Origin of the sequence: Oceanobacillus sp. AG (genome assembly GCF_009746545.1) — a bacterium.
Taxonomy (GTDB): Bacteria; Bacillota; Bacilli; order Bacillales; family Amphibacillaceae; genus Oceanobacillus; species Oceanobacillus indicireducens.
This window is the reverse complement of record NZ_WOWT01000011.1, coordinates 65,482-91,417: the sequence shown is the minus strand read 5'-3', so window position 1 is coordinate 91,417 and position 25,936 is coordinate 65,482. Positions and strand designations below refer to the sequence as shown.

Here is a 25,936-nt window from a genome sequence, read left to right as displayed (position 1 = left end):
TTTAATTAAATAATTTGAGGAGGAATGAATGAAAAATGAGTATTCTATTTAGGAATGAATTGTACGTAAAGGACATTGAGGAATCCTTAAACTTCTATGAAAACGTTATTGGGTTAGAGTTGTATGGCAGGAGTAAACGGGGTGCACGGTTTAATTATGATTGCTTTTCATTGTTGCTTACTGCTGAAGAGGTGTTGGGAGATAAGCATTACTTTAATAATAAGGCTAAAAGTGAGATTAAAGGAAATGGCTTTGAAATGATTATTGTTGTAGACGAACTGGAAGAAGTGTACCAGCGATGTCTGGACAACAATTACCCAATTGAGGTGGAAGTGGAGAAATATCCGTGGGAGATGAGGGGCTTTAAAGTGGCTGATCCGGATGGGTATTTTATAAGGATTACTTCTAAGTGAGATTTGTGAGATCGTATACTTAAACGAGTAGGATGGAATTGTTCAGTAAAATAACAGGATTGTTGAATAGTTTTTATCATGAAAAGACTGAAGTACAGACGTTCGTGAATGTATGTTCTGTATGTTAAGATATAGAAAAAAAGAGGGGAATACCGACTATGGTTACATTAAAACCTTTTTCAAGTAAGTATGTAGAGGAGTTAAATTCTTTTGAGCTACCTGAAGAACAAGCACAATTCACTGCATTACCAAGTAAGATTTTAGAGGAGATTGAAGGGCAACATCGAATTGTTATACTAGATGAAGATGAACCTGTAGGCTTCTTTTTATTACACGAGACGGAACGTGTAAAGGAGTACTCCGATAATCCTAACGCGATGTTGTTAACTGCATTATCGGTTAACTATGCAAAGCAAGGGAAAGGATATGCTAAACAAGCTATGTTCCTGTTGCGTGATTTTGTTAAAACTGAATTTCCGGATTGTGACGAGATCGTATTAGCGGTTAATCATAAAAATATTCCTGCGCAGAGCCTGTATGCAGGAGTTGGGTTTACAGATACAGGCAGGAGAAAAAACGGTCCTATTGGTGAACAATTTATTTTGAAATTATTGTTGTGAAGTAACTGATTCTTTAGCGGGAGTTATTACTGTCGAAATTATTAGGTCAGTTTAAAAAAATGGGGTATAATATATATAGAAAAGCATAACATGATAGAAACCGTCTGGCGCGCCAACGCCAAACGGTCTAGTGCAATAGCCCTTCAAGGGGGCGACTCAATATACAGTGATAAAATAACTACCTTAAATTAGCTCGTCAGGCTAGGGTGGTTATTTTTTATTTGGAAATGACAGAATAGCTACGATTAGCGCTCTATACTTTTAGATAAAGAAAGAAACAAATTAAATTATCTTGTTGTAAATCCTTTACGGTTAAGTTAAAATTATCAGATTAAGAGTACTATTAATGTTGGTCCAAATTTATGACGGTTTAATAAAATTTATATTGAGGAGAAAAATGAAAAAGGGAATAATCACGCTACTAGTTTTGATAATCGTAACATTAGGGTTTGCAACAGTTAAACTAGCACAAGATGGCATTGATATTCGAGTGGAAAATGAAACGGATGAGAAGGTATCCGATTTATATATCACCTATGGCAATATAAAATCGGATATAAAAATACCGTCGATCGAACCGGGTAAAGCATACAAACTTCATGTGAATCCAAAGGAAAATTCAAATGATGAGTTTGATGAAGCAGCCCTCCTATTAGAGTATGAAGACAACAAAGGTAATTTACACACCGAATATATTATTGGATATTTTGAAAAAGGTTATTCGGGTAAGGCAGTAGTCAATATAACGTCTGTCGATGAAAAAGGGAAGCTTGATGTGGAAATAAAAGAAGACATCTTGTTGTATTAGGGAATAGCACTTATTTTATCGTAGTAGTTTTATGGGAGATTTTAAAATGTCTTTTCTTCTAGAAGAAAACATCTGATAGGAAGTGAGCTATAATGCGAGTCTATCCTGATTGTCATTATATTACTAGAAAAGTTGAGGTTGGTGGGCTTTCAAAATCCCAGCTCATTCAGAAATTGAAGCAACATTTCTTGATGAATGAGTACGCAGAAATCCTACTATCTAATGATAATTTTACTCCATCTGCTACAAAGTACAGCCTCAAAATCGTAGAACTAACTGTTCAAGGTCTTGGTTTTCCGGATGGAGGTACAACATCGCAGCTTTTCAAAAAGGCAAACGAACTTGGTTTGGAATTGTGCCCGCTTGAGTTGGGACCATACCTGAGAATAGACTACCTTAATCAACCTGAAGGTAATAAGGAAAATCCTTCACATCACCATCAAGCTCCCCCTGGTTCTATCACTATAGCCTCAGAGATTTTAAATGATGATGATGGTTTCCCGAAAGGTTTTTACCTTAGAAATATTAATGACGTACTATGGTTGCGTGTATACATTGCAGATGATTTGCATGTATGGGACCCTGATGATCATTTTGTTTTTTGTCTACCAACAGATTAGCAGGCTTTGATAAACTCAGAAAAATCATCGTTATCTTTCATCGCTTGGATGAGATTCTTTACTATTTCTACATCTATTCCTTGTTTGTACAAATTATCTGGATCAAGATCTAGTTCTCCAGGCCAAGACACGGTTTGTAGTTCACTATCTACAAAAGCTTTTTCAAAAAATGCATCTTCTTTTAGTTTTTCTAAAGTCCCAAACATCATAGGGTTAATATTAGTTAATTTCTTCGTATTATCATCAAATTGAATCAATAGCCATCCTTTTAAGCCTGGAACGACGTTTACCTTATTTATTAACACCATTACAAACACCTCCTAATATAAAGGTGGAATTTTACTAGGCACTCGGTTTGCCCTACAATCATTCCATGCCCTCATTATATCATTCCTGTGTAATTCAAGCCATTTAAGAGCTTCCTTTTCTTTTGTTTTTGGTAATTTTTGATGTCCTGACATATACTTCCCACTTTCAATTAAAATACGGCAGCGTACTTCATTATAGATTATATGAAAATGTGGAGGATTATGATCGTTATAATATACTACAATAGTCATACCGCCAAAATTGCTAATTCTAGGCAAGGCAAACACCCCTATTTCATTTATACATTAAAACATTTTCTATTTGGTTAGAAGAAAGATAAATGAACTACTATATGATTGTCAAAAAGTTCTTTTAAAGAAATCAATGTAACTTTGGGTGTTATTTTCGTAACTTGCTGTAGAAGGAATTGCATTTTTAAGGGCTGACTATAAGGTGAATTGGGGTTTTGAATCTTTTTACATCTGTAGGTGATTATTGCCACTCTATCCCCTGTTCATATGTGAATAATAATTAAAAAAATGCCGTTGAAATAGGATTAGTGGTGTTTTTTGCGTTTATTTATAAAAAATGAATCACAGAATTAAGATTCCATATATTCTATAAATTCCCTTTACAGGTTTATTTCGTAATGTTACAATTATTTTAGAATTTTGATATTAGCTTTTCTACTAGAAAGGAGGGAGATTATAGAATAGAGGTGGTATCAAAATGCTAATATTGGAACAAAGGAAAGGATGTAAAAAGTGTCTATGCTTACAAAACATTCAAGAAGTAAGGGTATCAAGGTTCTGTTGCTGCCGTCTATTATTTCTTTACTGTTTTTTAGTCCTCTAACAACCTTTGCTAGTTATCAGGATGGTGAGGATTGTAACTGTGGAGCACTCGAGGAAGATTTAGACGAAATCGAAAATGATGTAATCTATATCGAAGGCGAAGAGAAAATTGATATTTTAAGAGCATTAGAGACGAATTCCACCTTTGAAAACAATGTTAACCACGACTCTATTAATGATGATCACAGTATCATTATTAATCTAGGAGAAAATGATTATGCAGACGGAGATGTTCTTCAAGTAACTAGCGTGTTTGAAAAATCATCGGATGGTAATTACTATGACTCAATAACGGCTTTTGTTGACCAAGAAAATAATGAAGTTTTGAAGTTGAGTTATTTCGAAATTGATTCTGAAACAGTTCATTATAAAGATTTTGATGAGAAAGGCCAACTAATGCTTCACCAAGAATTTACTTATGAAGATTTCTCAGAAGGTAATTTAGATAATGCCATTACTCATCATAGTGTATATGAGGGAATTCACTCCCTCATTGATAGAGATAGCTTTTGGTTTAAATTCGCCTGTGGGTTTTCAGGGTGGGTAGCTTGTTATTCAGGATGTGCATTCGCCTTAGTTGGTGGACCAGGAGGGTTTGCATTATGTACTGCTGCTTGCGAACTTGTTTGGGGAGCAGGTCTGTGTTAATATAAAATGAAAATATTCTAGGAAAGATTAACAGTTGCAGTTATTATCTTGGAACTGTTAATCTTTTTTTCATATCTTCTAACATTCTTCATATTGAGAGACTTTTTTAGTAGTTTTTTTGGTTACTATATAATAAATTAGCAGAGTCAACCAGTAAATTAGCATGTAATAAAACGAAAAATCAACGAATCCGTCTTCTTGATTAAAAGTTATCCAAAGAAATAGTAACGATACAGGAAAATATAATGATAATAAAATCTTAGGTGAAATTTTTAAGATACTTGTTATAGATTTATTTTGTTCCTTCAACAAAAAGAGCGTAATAAAGCCACAAATAACTAATGGAACACCTAAAGCAATCCAAGCAAGCTCAAGTTGTTTCTCTAAAATTGGTAGGCTTAAAAAAGCAAGTCCCGTCAATCCAGCATTTAATAGGTAAAATGTTATATTTGGTCGCTCTTCAATTTCAAGTTCCTGATATTCCTTTAAGTAATCTTTAGCAAGCGAATCGGGAGACTTGAATTCACTCAACATTTTACTGACTGCTCCTTCATTCGAGTATCCCTCATTCTTCAGTGAATCCACTTTGTCTTTTAAATGAATTTCAATTTCTTCTACAATGCTTTTTCTTTCCTCCTCCGGCAACGACTTTAGATTATCTGATAGTTTACTCAAATATTCATTAATGGTTGCACACAAACTAATCAGCTCCCTCTATTTTTTTAATTACCTGTAAAGATTCATCAAAAACTTGGAAACGACTTTCTAAAACATCTTTACCCTTTTCTGTAAGTTGATAAAATTTTCTTCTTGGGCCATCCTCTGGATTATCCCAGAAAGAATATGTCCAATTGTTTTTTTCTAACCGTTTAAGAATGGGGTATATTGCTCCATCAGACAAACTTAGATAAGAAGTATTCTTTAATGTAGATGTTATTTCATAACCATACTTGGGTTTCTTTTGAATGAGTAGCATAATGGTTAATTCAATAATTCCCTTTTTAAACTGCAATTGCCATTTATCATTTTCCATTACTCTCACCTCTTAATTTTTATAATACATGATTGAGTACTATATGTCAATGACACATATAGCGTTAATGCGATATATGTAATGATCGTTATGAATTAGATTGTTTATTCTTAGATAGCAGGACATTTCCTTCTTTTTAGAAGGGTACCTAAGTAAATACTTCAGCCTATAATGGTGGGATTTTTCCTTCGTATGAACTTATGTGGTCAGTTTTTCCACGCCATCAAAGATTAGTAATGGAACAACCGGGAGAGTTTGGTGATGTGATTCAATTTGGAGGGATTTGGACGAGTTTAAGTTTAAAGAAGTTGTAGTAAAGATCGTCTTTGATCAAGAGGGGACAAGCAGAAGGAAAGGTTTTCTATATCCGTTAGTATGAAAAATGTAGTATTATTAATTTAACTTCAATGGTGGGGAAGATGATGAAATTGATGTTTATTCTTGCAGCTGTGACTGGCCCTTTATTTGCTTACATTGATAAAGGGGCTACTGGAACTTTACTTGCTACATTATTTATTTTTCTTGCAGCTTTTTTTAGTAAGCCTAGATTTACGAGAAATGAGCAGTGATTGAGATGGTTACCGGGGAGAGTAGTTAAGATGAAAAAATACTTTACCAAAAGTAATATTGCGATATTTGTATTAGGGATGATAACTTATTTTGTAATTTCTACGATAATAACACTCATAAAATAAGACAGATTGTTTAAGATTTTAATTGATTTGGAATGAAAATTTCTTATTTACTTAACCGGCAATAGGGGGGACTTTCCATGTCAAAAGGATTGATACACCACATTGAACTATATGTATCAGATTTAAAAAAGACAGTAGATTTTTGGGGCTGGTTTCTAAAAGATTTAGGCTATACTTCTTTTCAAGAATGGGAAAATGGACAAAGCTGGAAAATAGATCAAATCTATATTGTGTTTGTACAGGCGGAAGATAGGTTTCTTGATATCCCATATCATAGATGCCGGGTGGGACTTAATCACCTGGCGTTTTATGCAAGCTCACGTCAGCACGTAGATGAAATGACGGATAAATTACAAGACAGAGGAATAAATATTCTTTATCCGGAGAAACATCCTTTTGCTGGGGGAGAAAACCACTATGCCGTGTACTTTGAAGATCCGGATAGGATTAAAGTAGAGCTTGTGGCCCCCGATTATTGAGGTAACGCCGATTACGGATATGATTGTACAACTATTTAAAAACGGTTCGAACGTGTTGAAAAGCACCAGAATAATGAAAAGGTAAGCGTTTAAAAATCACCAATCATGGATAAGTGATTTTTCCGTATAAAACGTTTCTGAATAAAAGATTACTTCTCATAGCTGCTCCAGGCATGTGCCTATTGAAAAATGATGCAAAATATGATATAGTTGCAGGAATTTAGCATTAAAACGTTAAAGGATTTAAGGAAGATACTGGATGATATTTAGTAATAGAAGGAGGTTATCCGATGAGAAGAATTACACTAGAAGAAGTCTTCCTGCATCCAATTACCCAGAAGTATCTCGAGCGTTCAGGGATTGCTCACGCTGTAGCTGTAACGGAGTATGCTTATATTTTTGCAAAACGGTTTGAAGTGGATGCGGATTATGCAACAAAAGCGGCGCTCCTTCATGATATTGGTCATTACACCTGGTATCGAGATGGTGAATGGGATTATGACCTTTATAAAGAAAATGATATCCATGCGATAAAGGGTGCAAGCCGGGCGCATAAATTATTAATCAGACTGGGTGAGGATCGTCACGCAGCGAAGAAAATAGCGATTGCTATCTTGCTCCATACGGATTCATACTTGCCGAATGGACAGCTGGAACTTGAACCGCTTCAGCGAGTTGTCGCCATGGCTGATGAAGCGGATGAAGAGGGTGGAGGCAATCATCATTATAGGGAGATTGACTTTGAAAATGCACTTCTGCGAATTCGTGCGCTTGATGTACAGATCAACAAGGATTTGCATGAGGGGAAAGAGGCTCGAGGTGTTAGTTAAATTAGAATCGAATAAAGTGATAAAAAGTCCGAATGAACAGGATGCGTGACGCATAAGGTAAACTGTTTGTTCGGGCTTTTTATTTTGATTGATACAACTCCCGTAACAATGGTACAATTTTATTGGTGGTATAAGTAGTGAAATTTTGGGGGTTAGTAGGTATGAAATCTTCCGTTCTAAAGAAGCTTTTCATTTATATAATTTTTCCTCTGCTTATAGTTTTCGTTGTTTTGCCACTTTTATCCAGTGATAGTTCCTACTTCGGAATGGTGCGGGTAGAAGAGAAAGAACTGAATGATGACGGCTACAGAATATCCGTCACGAGATTAGATACAGAAGAAGAGGTAAATGTTCATCTCAATGATGCTATTTTTTTTGATGCTGATAACAAACGAGTGCCTATTAATATTGTTTGGGAAGATATATATATTGGAGATGAATACTGGGTTTCTATGCAGAAGAAGAGTGTTCCGTACCGGTGGTTCAGCAAAGATAATTATAACTTATCAGCTTTTTACATGGAATAAAGCTCGGAGTGCCTTCTGACGGACACTCCGAGCTTTTCGTTTTCTTTATTCATTTTCTGCAAAATATTCTTCCATTGTTAGGTTATTCTCGACCATTTCCGTTGCCGCTTTTACTCCGACGTAACGTAAATGCCATGGTTCAAATTGGTATTGTGTTACATCTTCCTTACCTTCCTCGTAGCGGATGATAAAACCGAATGTGTGGGCATTTTCGGCGACCCATTGTCCTTCAGGAGTTTCTCCAAAATCGGTTGTCAACTGATAGGAAACACTTTCACTCGTAATATCCATGGCAAGCCCGGTCTGATGTTCGGATTCTCCAGGGCGTGCACTGAAGATGTTCGCTTCCTCTTCACCATGTTCATCCGCATATGCCTTGAACAGGGAGACTTGGGTATCATAGCCTCGATAACCGGACTGGGCAAACAGTTCATATCCCGCTGCTTCTGCTTCACTGAACAATGCTTCTAACGCTTCCGCAGCCGGTGCGCGTAATTGCTTTTTCGGTAAATCTTCTTCAAATGGGAACCTTACATCCGGGACAACAAGGTCATGGGGCTCATAGTCTTCCGGCAAAGCATTCTCTTTATTTATGATGGCAAGCTGGTCATATGGATTACCAACGACAAGCGATCCACTGCCTGTTGTTACTGGTTCGGCAAGTGGTGGGAGGCCCGCTCCTACTTCGATTGTGAGTTTTCCTTCTAAGATATTTTCCAAGGCAGCCTGAGTTGCTTCATCATATACACCTGTTACATATAAATCATCCAGTTGTAATTGAATATCTGTAATTGCCCAGGTCGTTACATCCGAATAAACGCCGTCTATTGGGAGTGTGTAGCCGATTTTTTCCAAGTCTGCTTGCAGTTGAGCTACAGCTTCTCCTTCATCCAGTTTTTGCAATTCACCAGCTGGGGATGCAACATCCTCATCATTCACTTTAACATCTTTTTCCGTTTCTTTTGCTGCTTCTGAATCAGATGAATGATTAGATGTTTCTCCGTCAGTACAAGCGGCTAGTAATAATAGCAATGTAAATAAGGCAATTATAATAGACTTCCGTTTCATTCTAATCCCTACAATCTACGTAATTTAAGTGGTTAGCATCCTACATTTTCTCATAGGAAACGAGGGAGAGCAAGGTGGGAAATGGATGTTTTAAGATTAGAAAGCTTAAAGTAATCTGCAATATATTTGAATGCTTGTTCTACTAGTGATAATTTTGTAGAAACAGTTGCAAGGAGGCAATGCAATGAATAGGATAAACCAATCAAAACAACTAGTAGGACAAGAAGCAGTAAAATATATTCAAGATGGAATGAAAGTAGGGCTCGGTTCAGGCTCGACTGTATATTATATGGTGAAAGCGCTTGGAGAAAGAGTGAAGGCGGAAGGATTAAATGTTGTAGCTATTTCCACCTCGGAAGTCACGGGTGAGTGGGCAAAGGAATTCGGCATTCCGCTTACTGATTTTTCCTATACCCAAGAACTCGATGTTGCGATTGATGGTGCGGATGAAGTGGATGACAATCTTCAACTCATTAAAGGCGGCGGTGGAGCGTTATTCCGTGAGAAAGTTGTAGCTGCAGCGGCAAAAGAGTTTATTGTCATTGTGGATGAATCAAAAATTGTTTCCACTTTAGGTAAGTTTCCTTTGCCAGTGGAAATCGTTCCATTCGGCTGGGAAGCAGTCGCTCGAAAGATTGAAAAATTAGGCGGCGCACCAAAGTTGAGAGAAAAAGCTGGTGAAATATTCGTTACGGATAACGGGAACTATATATTGGATTGTGCATTTGAAGAGATCCATGATCCGGTAGCGACACACGAACAACTAATCGCGCTTGTTGGTGTTGTTGAAACGGGTTTATTTGTGGATATGACGAAGAAAGTGATTGTCGCAGATAACGGTAGCACGAAACTGATAACGAAATAATTTATGAATTCATTTTTAATCGGTTGGGACAGTGCCTCCGACCCTTTTGTCCCAGTTTGGGTAAGTGGGACAAAAGGGGCGGAGGCACTGTCCCAAAAATAATTGATTATCGCTTCTGCAACAAATGCACACCCAAAAGGGCACTGACCCATAGCATTACAGCCTTAGAAAAAAGCATTCGTTCCCGGAACGAATGCTTTTTTCTAACGATTCATTTAGGCAACGAGCCAATAAAAATCATACAATAGGATTCAAACTGGGACACTACCTCTGACCCCTTGTCCCGGCAAAGAGTCTGCTGATTTCAATGATTGTTTTGGTTGCTTTTTCCATGTTGTCGATGGAGATGTATTCGAATTTGCCGTGGAAGTTTTCGCCGCCGGTAAAGATATTTGGAGTTGGCAGGCCCATGTAAGAAAGTTGGGAGCCGTCTGTTCCGCCGCGGATTGGTTCGATGATCGGTTCGATATCAAGGTTTTTCATCGCTTGACTTGCGATTTCCACTACTTCTTTTACCGGTTCAATTTTCTCACGCATATTGTAATACTGATCTTTCATTTCCAGCAAAACATTTTCCGCGCCGTGCTTTTCTTGCATTTCACTGACGAAACGCTCTACAGTATTTTTTCTCTCCGCAAATTTATCTTTATCATGGTCACGGATAATATAGTACACTTTTGTTGTTTCGATATCACCTTCTATGGAAATCAGATGATAGAAGCCTTCATAGCCCTCCGTATGTTCCGGTGCTTCTTTTTCCGGGAATTTCTGAATGAATTCAACAGCGAGCTTACCGGAGTTTACCATTTTATTTTTGGCGGTTCCTGGATGGACACTATTTCCTTTAAAAGTTACTTTCGCAGCTGCTGCATTAAAGCTTTCATACTGCAATTCGCCGAGTGGACCGCCATCGACGGTGTAAGCATACGTCGCATCGAAACGCTTTACATCAAAATGTTGTGGACCGCGCCCAATTTCTTCATCTGGTGTAAAGGCGACGCGAATGCGGCCGTGCTCGATTTCGGGGTGTTGCTTCAAATAATTCATCGCTGTCATGATTTCTGCGATTCCTGCTTTGTTATCCGCACCAAGCAATGTTGTGCCGTCTGTGGTCATTAATGTATGCCCTTTATAACTAGGGAGCTCGGGAAACTCCTGTGCAGATAGCACTACGCCAAGTTCTTTATTCAGCGTAATGTCATTGCCATCGAAATTCTCGATAATTTGCGGATTAACATTTTTGCCTGTAAAGTCGGTTGCTGTATCTAAATGAGCAAGGAATCCAATAGTAGGAACATCTTTATCTGTGTTGCTCGGAAGTGTTCCCATTAAATAACCATTTTCGTCGGCTTCCACGTCTTCTAGTCCAATTGCTTTCATTTCGCGGATTAATACGTCGACAAGTTCGAGCTGGCCTTTTGTCGTTGGGATTGTCGTTGAGTTCTCATTCGACTGGGTGTCAATTTTGGCATATGTAGTAAGTCGTTCAATTAGTTCTTCTTTCATCCTGCATCCACTCCTTTAATAATAGTCTGATTAGCAATCACATTACCCATAGTTTAGCATACATTTACGGAAGCGCCGAATGCGACTCCGGTTAAGTATCGGAAAATTTGAATAAAAATCTTTCTTGTTTATAAAGAAACGGCTACAATGAAGATAAGGATGAAATGATTTGGAGGGAATTTTTGATGACGAATTTAATCAGCGTGGAACGCTTAAAGAAACGATTAGAGAATAATCAAGATAATACGGTGATTGTGGATACAAGATTCAAGCTTGATGATGAAGATGCAGGAAGGAAATTGTATCTGGAAAGTCATCTTCCTGGTGCAGTGTATTTGGATTTGAATAGAGATCTTTCAGGAAAAATACTCAAACATGGTGGTTCACATCCATTGCCGGACTTCCCGACTTTCATTGAAAAACTTGGAAATATTGGGATAGATGAAGATACAACAGTTGTTATTTATGATGAAGGCAATGATATGTTTGCAGCGAGGCTCTGGTGGTTGCTTGATGCGCTTGGCCATGACAAGGTATATATTTTAGAAGGTGGCTATGCCCGCTGGGTGGAGGAAGGGAATGAAGTGACGGATGCGATTCCTTCCCTTAAACCGAAAAAATTCACCGCAACCTTTGATGAGGATAAAATTGTTGATATGCAGACGGTGAGAGAGAAGTTGGATACAGACGCGGTATTGATTGATTCACGTGCGAAAAATAGATACTTAGGAGATTATGAACCGCTTTATAGTAAAGCAGGTCATATTCCAGGAGCGAAAAATTATCCGTGGCAAGCCGTTCTTTCTGCAGATGGGAAGTGGCTTAAGGGAGAAGAATTGCAACAACATTTTTCGGACTTGGATAAAAACGATGAAATTATCGTCTCCTGTGGTTCCGGTGTTTCTGCTTGTGTTAATATAATAGCATTGAAGGCTGCTGGGTATGAGAATGTGCGGCTTTATCCAGGGAGCTTCAGCGATTGGATTTCTTATGATGAAAATGAAATTGAAATCGGGGAAGATTAAGCGATGGATGTAACACGTTGTTCCTGGGTAACGGATGATCCGCTTTACATGGAATATCATGATCAAGAATGGGGTATACCTGTACATGATGACCGGAAGTTTTTCGAAATGCTTACACTTGAAGGTGCTCAAGCTGGTCTAAGCTGGATTACAATTTTAAAACGGCGGGAAAATTACCGAAAAGCATTCGATGATTTCAATGTGGAAGTGATCAGCCAATATTCCGATTGGAAAGTGGAGGAGCTGCTGCAGGATTCTGGAATCATCCGTAACCGTAGAAAGATAGAATCTGTTAGGAAGAATGCGCAAGCCTTTTTAAAGATACAAGATGAATTTGGCAGCTTTGATGCTTATATTTGGCGGTTTGTCGGTGGAAAGCCAATCATTAATCATTGGAATAAACATGAAGAAGTCCCCGCGAAGACAAAGGAATCAGAGACGTTAGCTAAAGATTTGAAAAAGCGGGGCTTCAGTTTTGCTGGACCAACTATTTTGTATGCCTTTATGCAGGCGACAGGCTTGGTTAACGATCATGTGAAAGGTTGCTTTCTTTACGGGAAAGATTTAGCGAAATAATTGGAGGAGGAAATGGCAATAGGCTCTTCAAGGTCTAACTCAAATAGACATAGGAAATTGAGTGTTTTACTCTGGTACCGGATTTACCGGAATTATAAAAATAATACAGCACGATCAAGCAGAATTTTAAAGGATTGGAATCTAACCAATGCCCAGTACGATATCCTAAGTAGAATTGCTGAGGCGAAAACCTTATCCCAACAAGAGCTCGCCGATCAACTGTTGGTAACCAAAGCGAATATCACACAGATTATTAAGAGACTGGAGCAGCTTGATTTAATAAAAAAGGAAAAAGATTGGAAAACAAATTATATTTCCCTCTCCGAAAAAGGGACAACCGTCTACAAGGAATCCAATCAAGTACTGGAGGAATTTCAACAAGACTATTTCAAAAAGCTAACAATCGAGGAAAAAAAACAACTCCTCCATCTCCTTAGAAAAGTTGAGAAATAGCAGGTTCAATGGTGCCCTTCATCGCTATTTTGGAAGGGCGTTTTTCTGTTTATAAGAAGCTATAAAATATAAATGCTATGGAAAACTTAGATATCTAGGGCTGGTCACGCCCGGCTCCAGCGCCTGTTCTTGAGCGGGAAGATTGACTCATTCTTCAGTTAAGGTTTAAACTGATGGTAAATATCAGTTAAGTTATTAACTGAAGTGCTAATGGATAATTGAAGGGAAGACAGATAAATATGGAAAAATATCGCATAAATCCTAATAATGGATTGGAGTTCGGGATTTTCACATTAGGGGACCATTTATATAACCCGCATAAAGGAGAACGCATCTCTGCGCAGCAACGAATAAAGGAAATTATAGAAGTTGCCGAGCTGGCGGAACAAGCGGGGTTAGACTTTATTGGAGTGGGGGAAAGCCATCAAGAGTTTTTCGCAACTCAAGCCCATGCTATTATATTGTCAGCAATTGCCCAAGCGACGGAAAAGATTAAACTTGGCAGTACGTCAACAATTATCAGTACATCGGACCCAGTTCGTGTCTATGAAGATTTTGCCACGATTGATTTAATTTCAAACGGACGAGCGGAGATTATTGCTGGGCGTGCTTCAAGGGTCGGGCTTTTTGAATTATTAGGTTACGACTTACGTGATTATGAAGAGTTGTTCGAAGAGAAGTTTGAATTGCTACTGGAGATTAATGAAAAGGAAATAGTGAATTGGAGCGGGGAACATCGAGCGCCTTTACGAAATGCGAAAGTTTTGCCACGGCCGCAAGATGGATCACTTCCGATTTGGCGAGCGGTTGGCGGCACACCAGCGAGTGCCATTAAAGCAGGATTACAGGGTGTGCCGATGAGCCAGGCGATGTTAGGTGGAGCGGTTTCTTCCTTTAAACAGCCGATTGATGTGTACCGTAAGTCATTACAGCAAGCAGGCCACAATCCAGACGATTTCCCGGTTGCGACGACAACCTTTTTCTATGCGGCGGAAACTTCACAGGAAGCTTTACGAGAGTATTACCCGCACATCAATGAAGGAATGAAGCTGACCAATGGTCAAGGTTTCCCGAAACAATTATTCGCTCAAGCCGTTGACCCTAGGAGTGTAATCAATGTCGGTAGTCCGCAACAGATCATTGAGAAAATCCTGTATCAACATGAACAGTTTAACCATCAAAGATATATGGCTCAGCTCGACTTTGGCGGTGTTCCACTAGAAAAGATGAAGAAGAATATTGAAATTATCGGGAATGAAATTTTACCAGCTGTTAAAAAATACACTACGAAAAAATAAGGTTGAAAAAACGTGAAGATAGTTGCGCTATCAGGATCCAATGCCGGGACGTAGATACGGTTATGTTGAGAGAGGAAATCCAAGTAGAAAAAAAGGATATGGTTTTAAAAAGATAAGAAGGTATAAAATAAAAATGCCTTAATAACTTAGGTATCCAGGGCTAGCCACGTCCGGCTCCAGCGCCCAGCAACTATCAAACTTCACACTCCTCCAATCGATAAGTCAACATCAACTCACTATCGTTCGTTGTGTTTCCTATATCTCATTCCGGAGTGCTCCAGTTTGTACGTTGCTAAACGGGCGCTTGCGCCTTTGTTAAGAAGATACAAATAATAGCCTAGTTCAGATAAGGAACTTAGGCTATTGTTTTAATGGAATATTCGTTTTACAGCAGCTGTAAAATCATCAAAAAATGCTGGCCGATCCTCTTGGGCTAGACCTTGGTCCATGTTCGCTGCAATTCCTTCGTTATACCATTTCTGGTCTTCATATCCTGCGTTGAATATATCCCAAATGGCTTGTCCCTGTTCTTTGATGTCTTTCTCAAGTGACAATAGATTATCAAATCGGTCCGCAACGATGAGTTGCTTTTCTTCACTGCTGGCCTTTTTCAATATATCGAGGGTATGCTGCTTCCGTTCTTTCCATGACTTGGATTTATCTTCGGTATGGGACCGTACAAGGTCTGCTACTGCTTTACCAAACTCTTTTTCAATTTCTTCTATTTCTATTGGCGTATCCTCAACTACATCGTGTAAATAAGCAGCACATATGAGTTCATCACTTGCGCCGTTTTTTTCCAAAAAGGTTGCCACGCGAATAGGGTGGGTGACATAGGGAACATTGCCGACTTTCCGGTATTGACCTTCGTGGGCTTTTTCTGCAAATCGTTTTGCTTTCTCCTTCAAAAGGATTCTCCTTTCATAACGTGAAACTTCATTCAGTGGGGGTTTCCTTCCCTCCCTGAATGTTAGTTGAACAGAATCAGGTATTTACGGACTGTATATCCCCCACTTCACATATTGGGCTTCCTTCCATGTTTAGAGGTGAGGGGTATTACAGACCGTTAATACGTAATAAACGTTACAATTCCCAATCTGTTGAGAGTATGTTTACCATTTCTCCGTATTTTTCATCTCCAAGGACATGGCGGATTTGTTCTTCGAGTGCCGTTTTCAATTCTTTATTTTCTTCGTAACAAATGACTCCCAGTGGTGTTAATTGTACGTATTTACTCCGCTTATTATTCTCAGTCGGCTCTGTTTTTACTAGTCCACGCTCTTCAAGCTTCCGAATTAACTTGTGGGTTCCTTGGCGCGTGAACTTTCCATTTCTTCCGACGTCTGCAATCAGTTCTCTTCCATAATTGATCCAATCCAAAATGAACCATTCGGAACTTGTAAGTTGAATTTCATTTCGATCATTCCATCTGCTTTCAATAGCATCACGAGTCTCTTGATGTTTTTTTCTTAGTAAATCAAATATATCTATCGTAACGATTTCTCCTGTCATGTATGAACACCTCTTATTTCCGTACCATGTTATAAAGTTTAATTACCTATTCCAGAACCGTTCAAACAACTGTATAGTTGAACACCCGAGCTATACTATACAGAGCTTGACGAGGGGTTGTCAACAAGTTGACAAATTGTTGAAAAAGTAGTAAAATTAAAGTGTGACTCGATTTGATGAACGAGAGAAAATGGAGGTTGGCAAATGTTTAAAGTTGGAGATTTAATCATCTACTCTTCACATGGTGTATGTAAAATTGATGACATTTGCGAAAGAAGCTACCGGGATGTAACACGTGAATATTATATTCTGCATCCAATGGAGGATCCGAATTTAACAATCAGTGTACCGGTGGATAATGAACAGGTCGTCATGTTGGATATTATGGGTAAGAAAGAGGCAAAAACAATCCTTGAATCCTTTGAAGAACCTGGAATCGAATGGATTGAGGATGCCAAACAACGTAATAGAAAATATAACAGCTTGATCAATAGTGGTGACCGCGATGAGATTGTTAAGATTGCCAACACTCTCATGCGTAAACAGAAAGAAGCGAAAATAAATAAAGAACGAATGTATGACCAAGACCAGAAGATGCTTGAAGAAATTCAGCGGATCATATTCCAAGAATTAGCAGCATCTCTTGATACAACAGTTGAACGTATCATCGAACGGATTAACAAGATTATCCCTTCGAAGGTATCCTAATATAACGGAAGAAATTGACCTTGACGTATGAAACAAGGTCAATTTTTTGTTTCTTCAGACAAAGGGGGTAGTGTTGATTGGTTTGCATTTACCGTTCCCTTGTTTTTTGCCTGGTGTGATGATCGAGCTCCTAATCCCTCGAATCATCCAGTCCTGGCTTTGTTCAATCAACAAGAGAGCTTCTTCTTTTATTTACCAGATGAAACAAGTAAAATAGCTAATAAGGCAAATTATTTTCTCGGAGGTACTATACGATGACCAAAGGAATTAACCAAAGAAAAACCGAGCACATCCGTTTATGTTTAACGGGGAATGTGGAAGGTGTAGATAAATCGACAGGCTTAGAAGGCATTCATTTTATACATAATGCATTACCGGAGATCAACTTCGACTCCATCTCAATGGAAACGAGCTTTTTAGGAAAGCAGTTGAAGGCTCCATTTCTTGTAAGCTCGATGACCGGTGGTTCAGAACTGGCGACAGAAATTAATCAGAACTTGGCTCTAGCTGCTGAAGAGCGAGGCTGGGTGATGGCGATTGGTTCTACGCGTGCATTCTTAGAAAGTGACCAACATAAGGAATCCTTCCTGATCCGCAGGCAAGCTCCTACCGTTCCATTAATCGTCAATATCGGAGCGGTGCAGTTCAATTACGGTTATGGAGCAGAAGAATGCCAGCGGATTATTGATAAGACTGACGCAGATTCAATTGTCCTTCACTTAAATAGTATGCAGGAAATCGTACAGGATGAGGGCGATGTCAACTTTGAAAATCTGCTACCTAAAATTGAAGAGGTATGTAAGACGCTGGAAGTACCTGTTGGCGTCAAAGAGGTCGGCTTTGGAATTGACGGAGAAGTCGCTGAAAAATTATACAATGCAGGAATTGCTTACATTGATGTCGCAGGTGCTGGCGGTACATCTTGGAGCCAAGTGGAGAAACTACGCTCCCGGAATAAATTGAAGAAGGCAGCTGCCGAGGCATTTAACAATTGGGGACTACCAACGAAGGACTGTCTCGTGTCTGTCCGAAACAAGTTACCTGACGCGCCTCTTGTAGCGAGCGGCGGAATGAGTACCGGGGTGGATGCTGCAAAAGCAATTACAATCGGTGCTGATATAATCGGGTTCGCTCGTCATTTACTAAAAGCAGCGACTGAATCGCCGGAAGCTGTTCACGAGACAATGGAACAAATTGAACTGGAACTCCAGATGACAATGTTTGGAATTGGTGTGAAGAACCTAGAAGAACTCAAGAATACGAAACGTGTCAATATTATGGGCACATCCCTTATGGACGAAATGTAAAGCAAGTTTCATCTCTTTCCAACCTGGGTAATAGAATTAACAGACTGGGAGGGATGAAAATGGTTTGGACAATAGAGGATTATCCTCCATCCATGAAAAATTTACCCGACGTCACAAGGAAGAAAGCGATAGATATTGCCAACGCCATGATTGATGAAGGTTATGAGGAAGGACGCGCACTCCCGATAGCCATTAGCCAAGCAAAAGAATGGCGCGAAAATGCCACGGATGAGGAAGTGGAGCATTACCGGAAATATGGAAAAGTCACGACCCGATCCCCGGAGGACCGCAAGCATAAAAGTAATCCGGAACGAATGGAAGAAGGAGAAATTGTGCGGGCGCATGAGGACGGCTGGGCAGTCGAATCCAAAGGAGCAGAGCGTCCGAGCAATGTTTTTGATGCGAAGCGTGACGCCATAAAACGGGCAAAAGAAATTGCAGATAATAAAGGAACCTCTGTCACTGTCTACAAGAAAGACGGAACCGTTCAGGAAAAATATTCATTTGATTAATATAATGAAAAAGCAGCGGAGCTTGAAAATAGGCCCGCTGTTTTTTTGTGTATTATTCAGGCAGATTATTTCAACGATACCCCCCTCTATGCTACAATTAATGCAGTCTTAAGCGAATTGGAAATTGTACGATTAAAGGAGAACCATTTAAATGAAAATCGAAATTTGGTCAGATTTTGTATGTCCCTTCTGTTATATCGGGAAAAGAATTTTAGAAAAAGCGTTGGAAGGGTTCCCGCATAATGAATCTGTGATAATTGAATATAAAAGTTACCAGCTTGATCCGACCGCCGAGCACATTCCGGGAAAAGACTTTTATAAAACCTTTTCCGAACTAAAGGGAATCCCATTAGATGAGGTAAAAAGGATGAATGAACAAGTCAGTGCCCAGGCGAAATTAGTTGGACTCGATTATCGTTTCGATACGATGCAATATGCGAACTCCTTTGATGCTCACCGCCTGTTTCATTATGCTGAGCAGAAAGGGAAGGGAGAAGCGATGACAGAACGTCTCCTGCACGCATATTTCACCGAATCGGAATTATTGAGTGATATCGATACATTAGTTAAGCTAGCGGCCGAAGTTGGTCTTGATCCAAAAGAAACAAGTAGGATGTTACAATCGAAAAAATATTCCCAGAAAGTGAAAGAAGATATTGCTGTTGCCCACGAGCTTGGTGTGCAAGGTGTCCCGTTCTTTGTCTTTAATGAGAAATACGCGTTATCCGGGGCCCAGCCGAGCGAAGTATTTTCACAGGCACTCGCTAAAGTTTGGGAAGAGGAAGAAAAATCCCCAGCAGCAAAAAAGAAGAAATCAAAGACTTCTTATTGTACGGATGAAGGCTGTGTAGAACAATAAGGAAAAAACATACCGCAAAATAATGTGGTATGTTTTTTTATCGTATAAGAAACTATGTTATTTTCCCTTTTGGAGAGGTCGAGCGCCGTAATAGGGAAATAAACGGCGATTACTTTCCCATGAGATGAGATGGAGCGCCGGAATGGGAAAATAAACGGCGATTACTTTCCCATGAGATGAGATGGAGCGCTGGAATGGGAAAATAAACGGCGATTACTTTCCCTTGAGATGAGACGGGGCGCCGGAATGGGAAAATAAACGGTGGTTACTTTCCCATGAGATGAGATGGAGCGCTGGAATGGGAAAATAACCGACGATTACTTTCCCATGAGAATAGATGGAACCCTGGAATGGGAAAATAACCGAGGATTATTTTCCCTTGAGATGAGATGGAGCGCTAGAATGGGAAAATAACCGAGGATTACTTTCCCTCGAGAATAGAGGGAACTCTGGAATGGGAAAATAACCGACGATTACTTTCCCTTGAGATGAGATGGGGCGCCGGAATGGGAAAATAAACGATGATTACTTTCGTTTGAGATGAGATGGAGCACCGGAATGGGAAAATAACCGACGATTACTTTCCCTTGAGATGAGATGGGGTGCTGGAATGGGAAAATAAACGAGGATTACTTTCCCATGAGAATAGATGGAACTCTGGAACAGGAAAGTAAACAGTGATTATTTTCCCTTTTCAAGAGCTGGAGCACGGAATAGAGAAATTAACAGCGATTAACATTCTCCCACCAACTATAAAATAAAAATGCTGTGATAACTCAGGTATCCAGGGCTAGCCACGCCCGGATCCAGCGCCCAGCAACTATCAAACTTCACACTCCTCTAATTGATAAGTCAACATCAACTCAGAACTAAAGGAAGGCCGCTTAAGTACGGGCTAAAGCCCAACAGCGGTATCCCCCTAAAGGGGCATGTTTCCTTTTTAATTCTCAATAACTTTTTAAGCTAAGCTAAATTCTTTTATGCCCAATCATTGACTACCCTTACAAATCTGATATACTGTAATTAACACCTAATTGATAATGAATATCATTCTTATTTAGAGTTAGTTGCAGGTGATAATAATTATTAATTAATCTCAACATAAAACAAAGAGGGAATAGGAGAAACATGATCCATACATATTTGTGAATGGACTTGTTTTTTGAAGAGAAGGGCAGTCTATGAAAATACGGTACTTAATTATACTTTTATTTGTTTTCTCACTACTTTCCGTATTTGTCGGTGTCTCCAATGTGAGTCCACTCGATTTGTTCAGCTTAACGGAAACACAAAAGCAAGTTTTACTAGTTAGCAGAGTTCCACGATTGATCAGTATTATTATTGCGGGGATGAGCATGAGTATTGTCGGTTTGATCATGCAGCAGTTAAGTAGAAACAGATTCGTTTCCCCGACAACTGCAGGTACCTTGGATTCAGCAAGACTCGGAATCCTCGTATCGATGATGGTCTTCACGACGGCAACACCTCTGCAAAAGATGCTTGTATCCTTTATCTTCGCTTTACTTGGCACCTTGCTCTTCATGCAGATCCTAGACAGGGTGAAATTCAAGGACGCGATATTCATACCATTAATTGGTTTAATGCTTGGTAATATTATAAGCTCGATATCAACTTTCTTTGCTTATCAGAATGATTTGATCCAAAACATGTCATCTTGGATGCAGGGTGACTTTTCCATGATTATGAGCGGGAATTATGAGCTGATGCTTGTCAGTGTGCCCCTTCTACTAATTGCATATTTCTATGCAAATAAATTTACGATTGCGGGCATGGGAGAGGATTTCTCGAGGAGTCTAGGGTTGAATTATCGCCAAATCGTCAATATCGGATTAATCATTAGTGCACTTGTGACAGCATCGGTTGTGTTGTCGGTGGGAGTCATTCCGTTTCTTGGCTTGATTATCCCGAATATAGTTGCCATTTACCAGGGAGATCATTTGAAAAACACATTAGTTCATACCGCATTGTTAGGGGCAGTGTTCGTCCTCTTCTGTGATGTGATCGGCAGGTTGATTATTTATCCATATGAAATTCCAATCAGCTTAACCGTTGGTGTGATAGGTAGTGGAATTTTCATCTACCTGCTGCTAAGGAGAAAGAAATATGGGTTATAAATCAAAAACAATCATTCTAGCCATCATCTCCGTATCACTCGCGTTATTATATGTATTTTATGATCTGACTGGAAATATCGATTACATCCTCCCGAGACGAATTATGAAAGTAGGAGCGATCATTCTGACTGGCGGAGCGATTGCATTTGCTACCGTCGTCTTTATGACTATTACGAACAACCGGATTCTAACACCAAGTGTACTTGGACTAGATTCCCTGTACATGCTCATACAAACCGTTATTATCTTTATCTTTGGTGCTAATTCTATCGTCATGATGAATAGTGGCCTGAATTATTTAATATCTATAAGTGCAATGATATTATTTTCTCTTGTGTTGTATCGCTTCCTATTTAGAGGCGAAGGTAATAATATTTACTTCCTTCTATTAGTCGGAATGATTCTCGGTACATTCTTTGGAAGTTTCACTGACTTTATGCAGGTCTTGATTGATCCGAATGAATTCGGAATTGCCCAGGACCGGATGTTTGCGAGTATCAATAATGTGGATCGCAACCTCGTCTATATTTCGATTCTCATCATCGCACTTGTGCTTTTATATTTTAAGAGATTTTACAAGTATTTGGATGTTCTCGCTTTAGGGAAGGACGATGCCATTAATTTAGGTGTACCGTTCGACTATGTTGTGAAACGGCTCCTCATCGTCGTAGCGATTCTCATCTCTGTCGCAACTGCATTAATTGGGCCGATTACATTCCTTGGCCTACTCGTCGTTAACGTAGCTTATGAATTGATGAAGACGTATCGTCATTTTTACATTATATTAGGTTCTGTATTCATTAGTATTATCGCTTTACTTGGTGGGCAGTTCCTTGTGGAAAAAGTATTCACTTTCAGTACGACTGTAAGTGTCATCATTAACTTTATTGGTGGAGTTTACTTCATTTATCTTTTGTTAAAGGAGAATAAATCATGGTAGATTTGAAAAATGTTTTTAAATCGTTTGGTAGCAGGCAGATTATAGAAGATGTGTCCCTGAAGATTGAAAAGGGCACGATTACCTCTTTCATTGGCCCGAATGGTGCAGGTAAGAGTACGCTTATTTCAATGATTAGCCGCTTAATTGCAAAAGATGATGGTGACATTACCATTGACGGGAAAGATGTATTCAAAACGAAGAATAATGAATTAGCGAAGAAGATTTCGATTTTAAAACAGTCAAATACAATCAACTTGAAACTTACTGTTCGTGAACTTGTCTCCTTTGGCCGCTTCCCTTACTCACAAGGAAAGTTGAAAAAAGAGGACTGGGAGAAAGTCGATGAAGCAATTGCTTATTTAGAACTTGAAGAGATTCAAGATAAATTTTTAGACCAGCTCTCTGGAGGTCAGCGTCAACGTGCACATATCGCGATGACGGTTGCCCAAGATACTGAATATATCCTGCTTGACGAGCCACTGAACAACTTGGATATGCGTCACGCAAGCCAAATCATGAAAACCCTGCGTCGCTTAGTCGATGAGATGGGGAAAACAATTGTGATTGTCATTCATGATATCAACTTTGCTTCCTGTTATTCTGATCATATTGTTGCACTAAAAGACGGGAAGATTGTAAAGCAAGGCCGTGCCTGTGATGTCATTGACCGATGTGTCCTGAAAGAAATTTACGATATGGACATTGACATTCGAGAAATTGACAGCCAGCGAATTTGTTTTTATTACTAATAGTTATATTTGAACATGAAGCATGGGGTAGAAAAGGTGAAAAAAAATCCCCCTGACACAATAGGCGGCAACCTAAAAATTCGTGTCAAGGGAACATGACTATCTTTATCTTATCGTATTTTACGGATGAGGTAAATGATTTTGCTTCAAATAAAATGATTACTCCTGTTCCGATTTCGAATGTATGAGAGAAAAGGGGGCAAGGATGTATAGTAATGATTTATGTTTATAGAGAAACGGACATGTGGAGTCGAATGAAAAATAAATATTACCCTTATCATGTATTAACGGTCTGTAATACCCCCTTCCTCTAAACAAGAGGGAAAACCAAAATATCAAGGTGGGGATATACAGTCCGTAAATACCTGATTCTGTTTAACTAACATTCAGTGGGGGTAAGGAATTCCCCACGGAATGAAGTTTCACTTTATCTCCCTACTACTGCATGGAATGATATAGCTATAGTTAATAATTATATATAAGCTTTTTAAATAAGCTTAAAAATTGTACAAAAGGGAGTAACTACTTATGAGGAAATTTACGTATGCTTTAATGATTGGATTGATCCTTCTATTCCTAGCCGCTTGTGGTTCGGATGATGATAATAAAGGTGCTGAAACAAATACAGACACCGATACAGAAGAAATAGGAGGCGGAGGGGGAGAAGCCGCCGCTGGAACAGTTACAGTTGAGCATGAACTAGATACAACAGAAGTTCCTGTAAACCCAGAATCAGTTGTAGTATTTGACTTTGGTATCCTAGATACATTAGATAAACTTGGTGTTGAAAATGTTACAGGTGTGGCAAAAGGTGGTACACTTCCAAGCTATTTGGCTACTTTCGAATCAGATGAATATGAGAATATTGGTAGCCTGAAAGAGCCAGATTTTGAGAAAATCTCTGAGATTGATCCAGATTTAATCATTATTTCGGGTCGTCAAGCTTCCCTGTATGATCAACTTGCTGAAATTGCACCAACCATTCACCTTGGTGTAGATGATGGAGATTACATGAATTCATTCAAAAATAACATGGAAACGGTAGGTCAGATTTTTGATAAAGAAGCAGAAGTAGAAGAGGAATTGACAGCAATTGATGACATTATTGCCGATTTGAACGAAAGAGCTGAAGCAAGTGACGAAAAAGCATTAATCATCTTAGCTAATGATGACAAAATCAGTGCCTATGGTCCAAGCTCTCGTTTCGGTATTATCCACGATGTATTCGGAGTTAAACCGATAGATGAAAACATTGAAGCATCGACTCACGGTATGAATGTTTCCTTTGAGTACGTTATGGAACAGAATCCGGATATTCTTTATGTCATTGACCGTGGAGCTGTTGTTGGTGGTTCCGAGTCAGAAAGTGCGAAACAACTTGTTGAAAACGAGCTTGTAGAAAATACAAACGCATATAAAAATGACAATATCCATTATTTGAACCCAGAGTTCTGGTACCTATCAGGCGGCGGACTTGTATCCGTATCTGAAATGGCCAAACAAATCGACGAAACAATCGAATAAACAAATATCCATTTCATTACAGGGTTTTTCTTAGTTATTCAACCCATTACTTGAAAAACAACCTCTTCTATCGATGAAGAGGTTGCTTTTTTAATTGAAATCAGGTACCGATTTGTGGTTTACTAGAGAAAGACCAATTAGGAGGGAAATATTTTTATGAAGAAAAAAATGCTGCTCATCTTCACGCTTGTTCTAACACTTATGTTAGCAGCTTGTGGTAAAGATGACGCAGATAAAGCCGATGACCCAGCAGCTGAAAAAGAAAATGAAGCACAGCAACAGGAAGAAGTTGAAATCACCGAAGACGAGAAAGTTGACGCCGATACAGTCGTTGTGAGCATTAATGGCGACGAAGTTACTGGCGAGCAATACAATAATATATATAGACAACTAAAGACAATGTACCATATGTATGGGCAAGATGTCAGTGATCTTGATACGCTAAAAAATGAGACGATTGACATTATCACAGAACAGGAATTAATTCGCCAAGACGCTCTTGATAGTGGAATTGAAGTAACCGAAGAGGATACTCAAGAAGAAATTGACAGTATCATTGAGACAAATGGAGAAGAAGCAATTGATACACTGCTTAAGGAATATGATCTATCCGAAGAAGAATTCCGTACCCAGTTGACGAATGATTTAATTACAATTAAGTACATTGAAGAGGAATTTGAAGCTGAAGTAACGGACAAAGAAGTAGAAGAACAGTATAATCTGCTGAAAGAAGAAAGTGAAGAAGTCGGTGAACTGGAAGAAGTTGAAGATATGATCAGACAGTCACTTGCTGAGCAAAAGCAAAGTGAACTTCTTGAAAACCGAATTGCTGAACTGAAAGAAGAAGCAGAAATTGAAAAACATATCTAAGAAAAAAGATGCAGCACTTGAATCATAAGAGTGCTGCATCTTTTATCACGTATTAACGGTCTGTAATACCCCCACTTCTAAACATGAGGGATAACCAAAATGTTAAAGTGGGGGATATACAGTCCGTAAATACCTGATTCTGTTCAACTAACATTCAGTGGGGAGGGAAGGAATTCCCCACTGAATGAAGTTT

General features: G+C 39.0%; 32 protein-coding genes. 24 read left to right on the top strand and 8 right to left on the bottom strand.

Going from position 1 to position 25,936, the window contains the following annotated elements:
• Window positions 1-35: 35 nt before the first annotated feature.
• The 4 genes from GN217_RS07585 (at window position 36) to GN217_RS07570 (ending at window position 2,461) form a co-directional block, all read left to right on the top strand.
• Window positions 36-413, top strand: a complete 378-nt coding sequence (locus GN217_RS07585) for a VOC family protein (RefSeq protein ID WP_156856073.1) — start codon at window positions 36-38, stop codon at window positions 411-413.
• 158 nt (window positions 414-571) lie between these two features.
• Complete coding sequence (locus tag GN217_RS07580) at window positions 572-1,033, top strand: GNAT family N-acetyltransferase (protein WP_156856072.1); 462 nt, start codon at window positions 572-574, stop codon at window positions 1,031-1,033.
• Window positions 1,034-1,430: 397 nt separating this feature from the next.
• Window positions 1,431-1,841, top strand: a complete 411-nt coding sequence (locus tag GN217_RS18920) for a hypothetical protein (RefSeq protein ID WP_232334363.1) — start codon at window positions 1,431-1,433, stop codon at window positions 1,839-1,841.
• A 92-nt stretch (window positions 1,842-1,933) separates the two neighbouring features.
• Window positions 1,934-2,461: a helicase gene (locus GN217_RS07570; RefSeq protein WP_156856071.1), complete on the top strand. Its 528-nt coding sequence runs from the start codon at window positions 1,934-1,936 to the stop codon at window positions 2,459-2,461.
• On the opposite strand, the gene GN217_RS07565 is transcribed toward GN217_RS07570, so the two are convergent.
• Together GN217_RS07565 and GN217_RS07560 are read right to left on the bottom strand one after the other, a co-directional pair.
• Entirely contained in the window at window positions 2,458-2,769 is a 312-nt protein-coding gene (locus GN217_RS07565; RefSeq protein ID WP_156856070.1) for a DUF2442 domain-containing protein, read from the bottom strand. The genes GN217_RS07570 and GN217_RS07565 overlap by 4 nt on opposite strands.
• Before the next feature lie 12 nt (window positions 2,770-2,781).
• Window positions 2,782-3,048 carry a DUF4160 domain-containing protein gene (locus GN217_RS07560; RefSeq protein WP_156856069.1) on the bottom strand — a complete coding sequence of 89 codons (267 nt, stop codon included), beginning with the start codon at window positions 3,046-3,048 and terminating at the stop codon, window positions 2,782-2,784.
• 492 nt (window positions 3,049-3,540) lie between these two features.
• On the opposite strand from GN217_RS07560, the gene GN217_RS07555 reads away from it, so the two are divergent.
• Window positions 3,541-4,272: a hypothetical protein gene (locus GN217_RS07555; protein ID WP_156856068.1), complete on the top strand. Its 732-nt coding sequence runs from the start codon at window positions 3,541-3,543 to the stop codon at window positions 4,270-4,272.
• Between the two features lie 78 nt (window positions 4,273-4,350).
• Here the strand turns inward: GN217_RS07555 and GN217_RS07550 are convergent, their stop codons facing one another.
• On the bottom strand, window positions 4,351-4,947 hold the full coding sequence (locus GN217_RS07550) for an HAAS signaling domain-containing protein (RefSeq protein WP_156856067.1): 597 nt from the start codon (window positions 4,945-4,947) through the stop codon (window positions 4,351-4,353).
• Between the two features lie 25 nt (window positions 4,948-4,972).
• Window positions 4,973-5,305 (bottom strand): PadR family transcriptional regulator, encoded by a 333-nt coding sequence (locus tag GN217_RS07545; protein ID WP_156856066.1) that lies wholly within the window; start codon window positions 5,303-5,305, stop codon window positions 4,973-4,975.
• 422 nt (window positions 5,306-5,727) lie between these two features.
• On the opposite strand from GN217_RS07545, the gene GN217_RS07540 reads away from it, so the two are divergent.
• The 4 genes from GN217_RS07540 to GN217_RS07525 all read left to right on the top strand — a co-directional run bounded on the left by GN217_RS07540 (window position 5,728) and on the right by GN217_RS07525 (window position 7,836).
• The gene (locus GN217_RS07540; RefSeq protein ID WP_198042610.1) at window positions 5,728-5,874 is read left to right on the top strand and encodes a hypothetical protein; all 147 of its coding nucleotides are present in this window, start codon (window positions 5,728-5,730) and stop codon (window positions 5,872-5,874) included.
• A gap of 203 nt (window positions 5,875-6,077) precedes the next feature.
• Entirely contained in the window at window positions 6,078-6,479 is a 402-nt protein-coding gene (locus tag GN217_RS07535; RefSeq protein WP_156856064.1) for a VOC family protein, read from the top strand.
• A 290-nt stretch (window positions 6,480-6,769) separates the two neighbouring features.
• The gene (locus GN217_RS07530) at window positions 6,770-7,309 is read left to right on the top strand and encodes an HD domain-containing protein (RefSeq protein WP_156856063.1); all 540 of its coding nucleotides are present in this window, start codon (window positions 6,770-6,772) and stop codon (window positions 7,307-7,309) included.
• A gap of 161 nt (window positions 7,310-7,470) precedes the next feature.
• A complete protein-coding gene (locus tag GN217_RS07525) occupies window positions 7,471-7,836 on the top strand; it encodes a hypothetical protein (RefSeq protein WP_156856062.1) in 366 nt (121 codons plus the stop codon).
• A 45-nt stretch (window positions 7,837-7,881) separates the two neighbouring features.
• Here GN217_RS07525 and GN217_RS07520 read toward each other — a convergent pair whose 3' ends face one another.
• The gene (locus GN217_RS07520) at window positions 7,882-8,904 is read right to left on the bottom strand and encodes a D-alanyl-D-alanine carboxypeptidase family protein (RefSeq protein WP_156856061.1); all 1,023 of its coding nucleotides are present in this window, start codon (window positions 8,902-8,904) and stop codon (window positions 7,882-7,884) included.
• Between the two features lie 184 nt (window positions 8,905-9,088).
• Between GN217_RS07520 and rpiA the strand changes: the two genes are divergently transcribed.
• Complete coding sequence (rpiA, locus tag GN217_RS07515; protein ID WP_156856060.1) at window positions 9,089-9,769, top strand: ribose-5-phosphate isomerase RpiA; 681 nt, start codon at window positions 9,089-9,091, stop codon at window positions 9,767-9,769.
• A 264-nt stretch (window positions 9,770-10,033) separates the two neighbouring features.
• On the opposite strand, the gene pepT is transcribed toward rpiA, so the two are convergent.
• Window positions 10,034-11,275, bottom strand: coding sequence for a peptidase T (gene pepT / locus GN217_RS07510; RefSeq protein WP_156856059.1), 1,242 nt, complete (start codon window positions 11,273-11,275; stop codon window positions 10,034-10,036).
• A gap of 185 nt (window positions 11,276-11,460) precedes the next feature.
• On the opposite strand from pepT, the gene GN217_RS07505 reads away from it, so the two are divergent.
• From GN217_RS07505 to GN217_RS07490, 4 genes are all read left to right on the top strand, one after another.
• Complete coding sequence (locus tag GN217_RS07505) at window positions 11,461-12,300, top strand: sulfurtransferase (RefSeq protein WP_156856058.1); 840 nt, start codon at window positions 11,461-11,463, stop codon at window positions 12,298-12,300.
• 3 nt (window positions 12,301-12,303) lie between these two features.
• The gene (locus GN217_RS07500) at window positions 12,304-12,876 is read left to right on the top strand and encodes a DNA-3-methyladenine glycosylase I (protein ID WP_156856057.1); all 573 of its coding nucleotides are present in this window, start codon (window positions 12,304-12,306) and stop codon (window positions 12,874-12,876) included.
• Window positions 12,877-12,888: 12 nt separating this feature from the next.
• A complete protein-coding gene (locus GN217_RS07495) occupies window positions 12,889-13,329 on the top strand; it encodes a MarR family winged helix-turn-helix transcriptional regulator (protein WP_156856056.1) in 441 nt (146 codons plus the stop codon).
• Window positions 13,330-13,568: 239 nt separating this feature from the next.
• On the top strand, window positions 13,569-14,627 hold the full coding sequence (locus GN217_RS07490; RefSeq protein ID WP_156856055.1) for an LLM class flavin-dependent oxidoreductase: 1,059 nt from the start codon (window positions 13,569-13,571) through the stop codon (window positions 14,625-14,627).
• A gap of 368 nt (window positions 14,628-14,995) precedes the next feature.
• Here the strand turns inward: GN217_RS07490 and GN217_RS07485 are convergent, their stop codons facing one another.
• Window positions 14,996-15,535 carry an HD domain-containing protein gene (locus tag GN217_RS07485; protein ID WP_156856054.1) on the bottom strand — a complete coding sequence of 180 codons (540 nt, stop codon included), beginning with the start codon at window positions 15,533-15,535 and terminating at the stop codon, window positions 14,996-14,998.
• Between the two features lie 175 nt (window positions 15,536-15,710).
• Window positions 15,711-16,139, bottom strand: a complete 429-nt coding sequence (locus GN217_RS07480) for a MarR family winged helix-turn-helix transcriptional regulator (RefSeq protein WP_156856053.1) — start codon at window positions 16,137-16,139, stop codon at window positions 15,711-15,713.
• Window positions 16,140-16,343: 204 nt separating this feature from the next.
• Between GN217_RS07480 and GN217_RS07475 the strand changes: the two genes are divergently transcribed.
• The 10 genes from GN217_RS07475 (at window position 16,344) to GN217_RS07430 (ending at window position 25,743) form a co-directional block, all read left to right on the top strand.
• A complete protein-coding gene (locus GN217_RS07475) occupies window positions 16,344-16,847 on the top strand; it encodes a CarD family transcriptional regulator (RefSeq protein ID WP_156856052.1) in 504 nt (167 codons plus the stop codon).
• A gap of 27 nt (window positions 16,848-16,874) precedes the next feature.
• Complete coding sequence (locus tag GN217_RS07470) at window positions 16,875-17,105, top strand: hypothetical protein (protein WP_156856051.1); 231 nt, start codon at window positions 16,875-16,877, stop codon at window positions 17,103-17,105.
• On the top strand, window positions 17,102-18,154 hold the full coding sequence (gene fni / locus GN217_RS07465; RefSeq protein WP_156856050.1) for a type 2 isopentenyl-diphosphate Delta-isomerase: 1,053 nt from the start codon (window positions 17,102-17,104) through the stop codon (window positions 18,152-18,154). Before GN217_RS07470 ends, fni begins: the two co-directional genes overlap by 4 nt.
• Before the next feature lie 59 nt (window positions 18,155-18,213).
• Window positions 18,214-18,666, top strand: a complete 453-nt coding sequence (locus tag GN217_RS07460; protein ID WP_156856049.1) for a DUF2188 domain-containing protein — start codon at window positions 18,214-18,216, stop codon at window positions 18,664-18,666.
• A gap of 151 nt (window positions 18,667-18,817) precedes the next feature.
• Window positions 18,818-19,525 carry a DsbA family oxidoreductase gene (locus GN217_RS07455; RefSeq protein ID WP_156856048.1) on the top strand — a complete coding sequence of 236 codons (708 nt, stop codon included), beginning with the start codon at window positions 18,818-18,820 and terminating at the stop codon, window positions 19,523-19,525.
• A 1,181-nt stretch (window positions 19,526-20,706) separates the two neighbouring features.
• A complete protein-coding gene (locus GN217_RS07450) occupies window positions 20,707-21,660 on the top strand; it encodes an ABC transporter permease (RefSeq protein WP_156856047.1) in 954 nt (317 codons plus the stop codon).
• Window positions 21,650-22,600, top strand: coding sequence for an iron chelate uptake ABC transporter family permease subunit (locus GN217_RS07445; RefSeq protein WP_156856046.1), 951 nt, complete (start codon window positions 21,650-21,652; stop codon window positions 22,598-22,600). The genes GN217_RS07450 and GN217_RS07445 overlap by 11 nt, the downstream gene beginning before the upstream one ends.
• Window positions 22,594-23,349, top strand: coding sequence for an iron ABC transporter ATP-binding protein (locus GN217_RS07440; protein ID WP_156856045.1), 756 nt, complete (start codon window positions 22,594-22,596; stop codon window positions 23,347-23,349). Before GN217_RS07445 ends, GN217_RS07440 begins: the two co-directional genes overlap by 7 nt.
• Before the next feature lie 528 nt (window positions 23,350-23,877).
• A complete protein-coding gene (locus GN217_RS07435) occupies window positions 23,878-24,873 on the top strand; it encodes a siderophore ABC transporter substrate-binding protein (protein WP_156856044.1) in 996 nt (331 codons plus the stop codon).
• A 156-nt stretch (window positions 24,874-25,029) separates the two neighbouring features.
• Window positions 25,030-25,743, top strand: a complete 714-nt coding sequence (locus GN217_RS07430) for a SurA N-terminal domain-containing protein (protein WP_156856043.1) — start codon at window positions 25,030-25,032, stop codon at window positions 25,741-25,743.
• Window positions 25,744-25,936 lie beyond the last annotated feature (193 nt).

Coding starts and splice junctions, on each gene's coding strand:
- GN217_RS07585 (WP_156856073.1), top strand. CDS start 36: ATGAGTATTCTATTTAGGAATGAATTGTACGTAAAGGACATTGAGGAA.
- GN217_RS07580 (WP_156856072.1), top strand. CDS start 572: ATGGTTACATTAAAACCTTTTTCAAGTAAGTATGTAGAGGAGTTAAAT.
- GN217_RS18920 (WP_232334363.1), top strand. CDS start 1,431: ATGAAAAAGGGAATAATCACGCTACTAGTTTTGATAATCGTAACATTA.
- GN217_RS07570 (WP_156856071.1), top strand. CDS start 1,934: ATGCGAGTCTATCCTGATTGTCATTATATTACTAGAAAAGTTGAGGTT.
- GN217_RS07565 (WP_156856070.1), bottom strand. CDS start 2,769: ATGGTGTTAATAAATAAGGTAAACGTCGTTCCAGGCTTAAAAGGATGG.
- GN217_RS07555 (WP_156856068.1), top strand. CDS start 3,541: ATGCTTACAAAACATTCAAGAAGTAAGGGTATCAAGGTTCTGTTGCTG.
- GN217_RS07545 (WP_156856066.1), bottom strand. CDS start 5,305: ATGGAAAATGATAAATGGCAATTGCAGTTTAAAAAGGGAATTATTGAA.
- GN217_RS07540 (WP_198042610.1), top strand. CDS start 5,728: ATGAAATTGATGTTTATTCTTGCAGCTGTGACTGGCCCTTTATTTGCT.
- GN217_RS07535 (WP_156856064.1), top strand. CDS start 6,078: ATGTCAAAAGGATTGATACACCACATTGAACTATATGTATCAGATTTA.
- GN217_RS07530 (WP_156856063.1), top strand. CDS start 6,770: ATGAGAAGAATTACACTAGAAGAAGTCTTCCTGCATCCAATTACCCAG.
- GN217_RS07525 (WP_156856062.1), top strand. CDS start 7,471: ATGAAATCTTCCGTTCTAAAGAAGCTTTTCATTTATATAATTTTTCCT.
- GN217_RS07520 (WP_156856061.1), bottom strand. CDS start 8,904: ATGAAACGGAAGTCTATTATAATTGCCTTATTTACATTGCTATTATTA.
- rpiA (WP_156856060.1), top strand. CDS start 9,089: ATGAATAGGATAAACCAATCAAAACAACTAGTAGGACAAGAAGCAGTA.
- pepT (WP_156856059.1), bottom strand. CDS start 11,275: ATGAAAGAAGAACTAATTGAACGACTTACTACATATGCCAAAATTGAC.
- GN217_RS07505 (WP_156856058.1), top strand. CDS start 11,461: ATGACGAATTTAATCAGCGTGGAACGCTTAAAGAAACGATTAGAGAAT.
- GN217_RS07500 (WP_156856057.1), top strand. CDS start 12,304: ATGGATGTAACACGTTGTTCCTGGGTAACGGATGATCCGCTTTACATG.
- GN217_RS07495 (WP_156856056.1), top strand. CDS start 12,889: ATGGCAATAGGCTCTTCAAGGTCTAACTCAAATAGACATAGGAAATTG.
- GN217_RS07490 (WP_156856055.1), top strand. CDS start 13,569: ATGGAAAAATATCGCATAAATCCTAATAATGGATTGGAGTTCGGGATT.
- GN217_RS07480 (WP_156856053.1), bottom strand. CDS start 16,139: ATGACAGGAGAAATCGTTACGATAGATATATTTGATTTACTAAGAAAA.
- GN217_RS07475 (WP_156856052.1), top strand. CDS start 16,344: ATGTTTAAAGTTGGAGATTTAATCATCTACTCTTCACATGGTGTATGT.
- GN217_RS07470 (WP_156856051.1), top strand. CDS start 16,875: ATGAAACAAGGTCAATTTTTTGTTTCTTCAGACAAAGGGGGTAGTGTT.
- fni (WP_156856050.1), top strand. CDS start 17,102: ATGACCAAAGGAATTAACCAAAGAAAAACCGAGCACATCCGTTTATGT.
- GN217_RS07460 (WP_156856049.1), top strand. CDS start 18,214: ATGGTTTGGACAATAGAGGATTATCCTCCATCCATGAAAAATTTACCC.
- GN217_RS07455 (WP_156856048.1), top strand. CDS start 18,818: ATGAAAATCGAAATTTGGTCAGATTTTGTATGTCCCTTCTGTTATATC.
- GN217_RS07450 (WP_156856047.1), top strand. CDS start 20,707: ATGAAAATACGGTACTTAATTATACTTTTATTTGTTTTCTCACTACTT.
- GN217_RS07445 (WP_156856046.1), top strand. CDS start 21,650: ATGGGTTATAAATCAAAAACAATCATTCTAGCCATCATCTCCGTATCA.
- GN217_RS07440 (WP_156856045.1), top strand. CDS start 22,594: ATGGTAGATTTGAAAAATGTTTTTAAATCGTTTGGTAGCAGGCAGATT.
- GN217_RS07435 (WP_156856044.1), top strand. CDS start 23,878: ATGAGGAAATTTACGTATGCTTTAATGATTGGATTGATCCTTCTATTC.
- GN217_RS07430 (WP_156856043.1), top strand. CDS start 25,030: ATGAAGAAAAAAATGCTGCTCATCTTCACGCTTGTTCTAACACTTATG.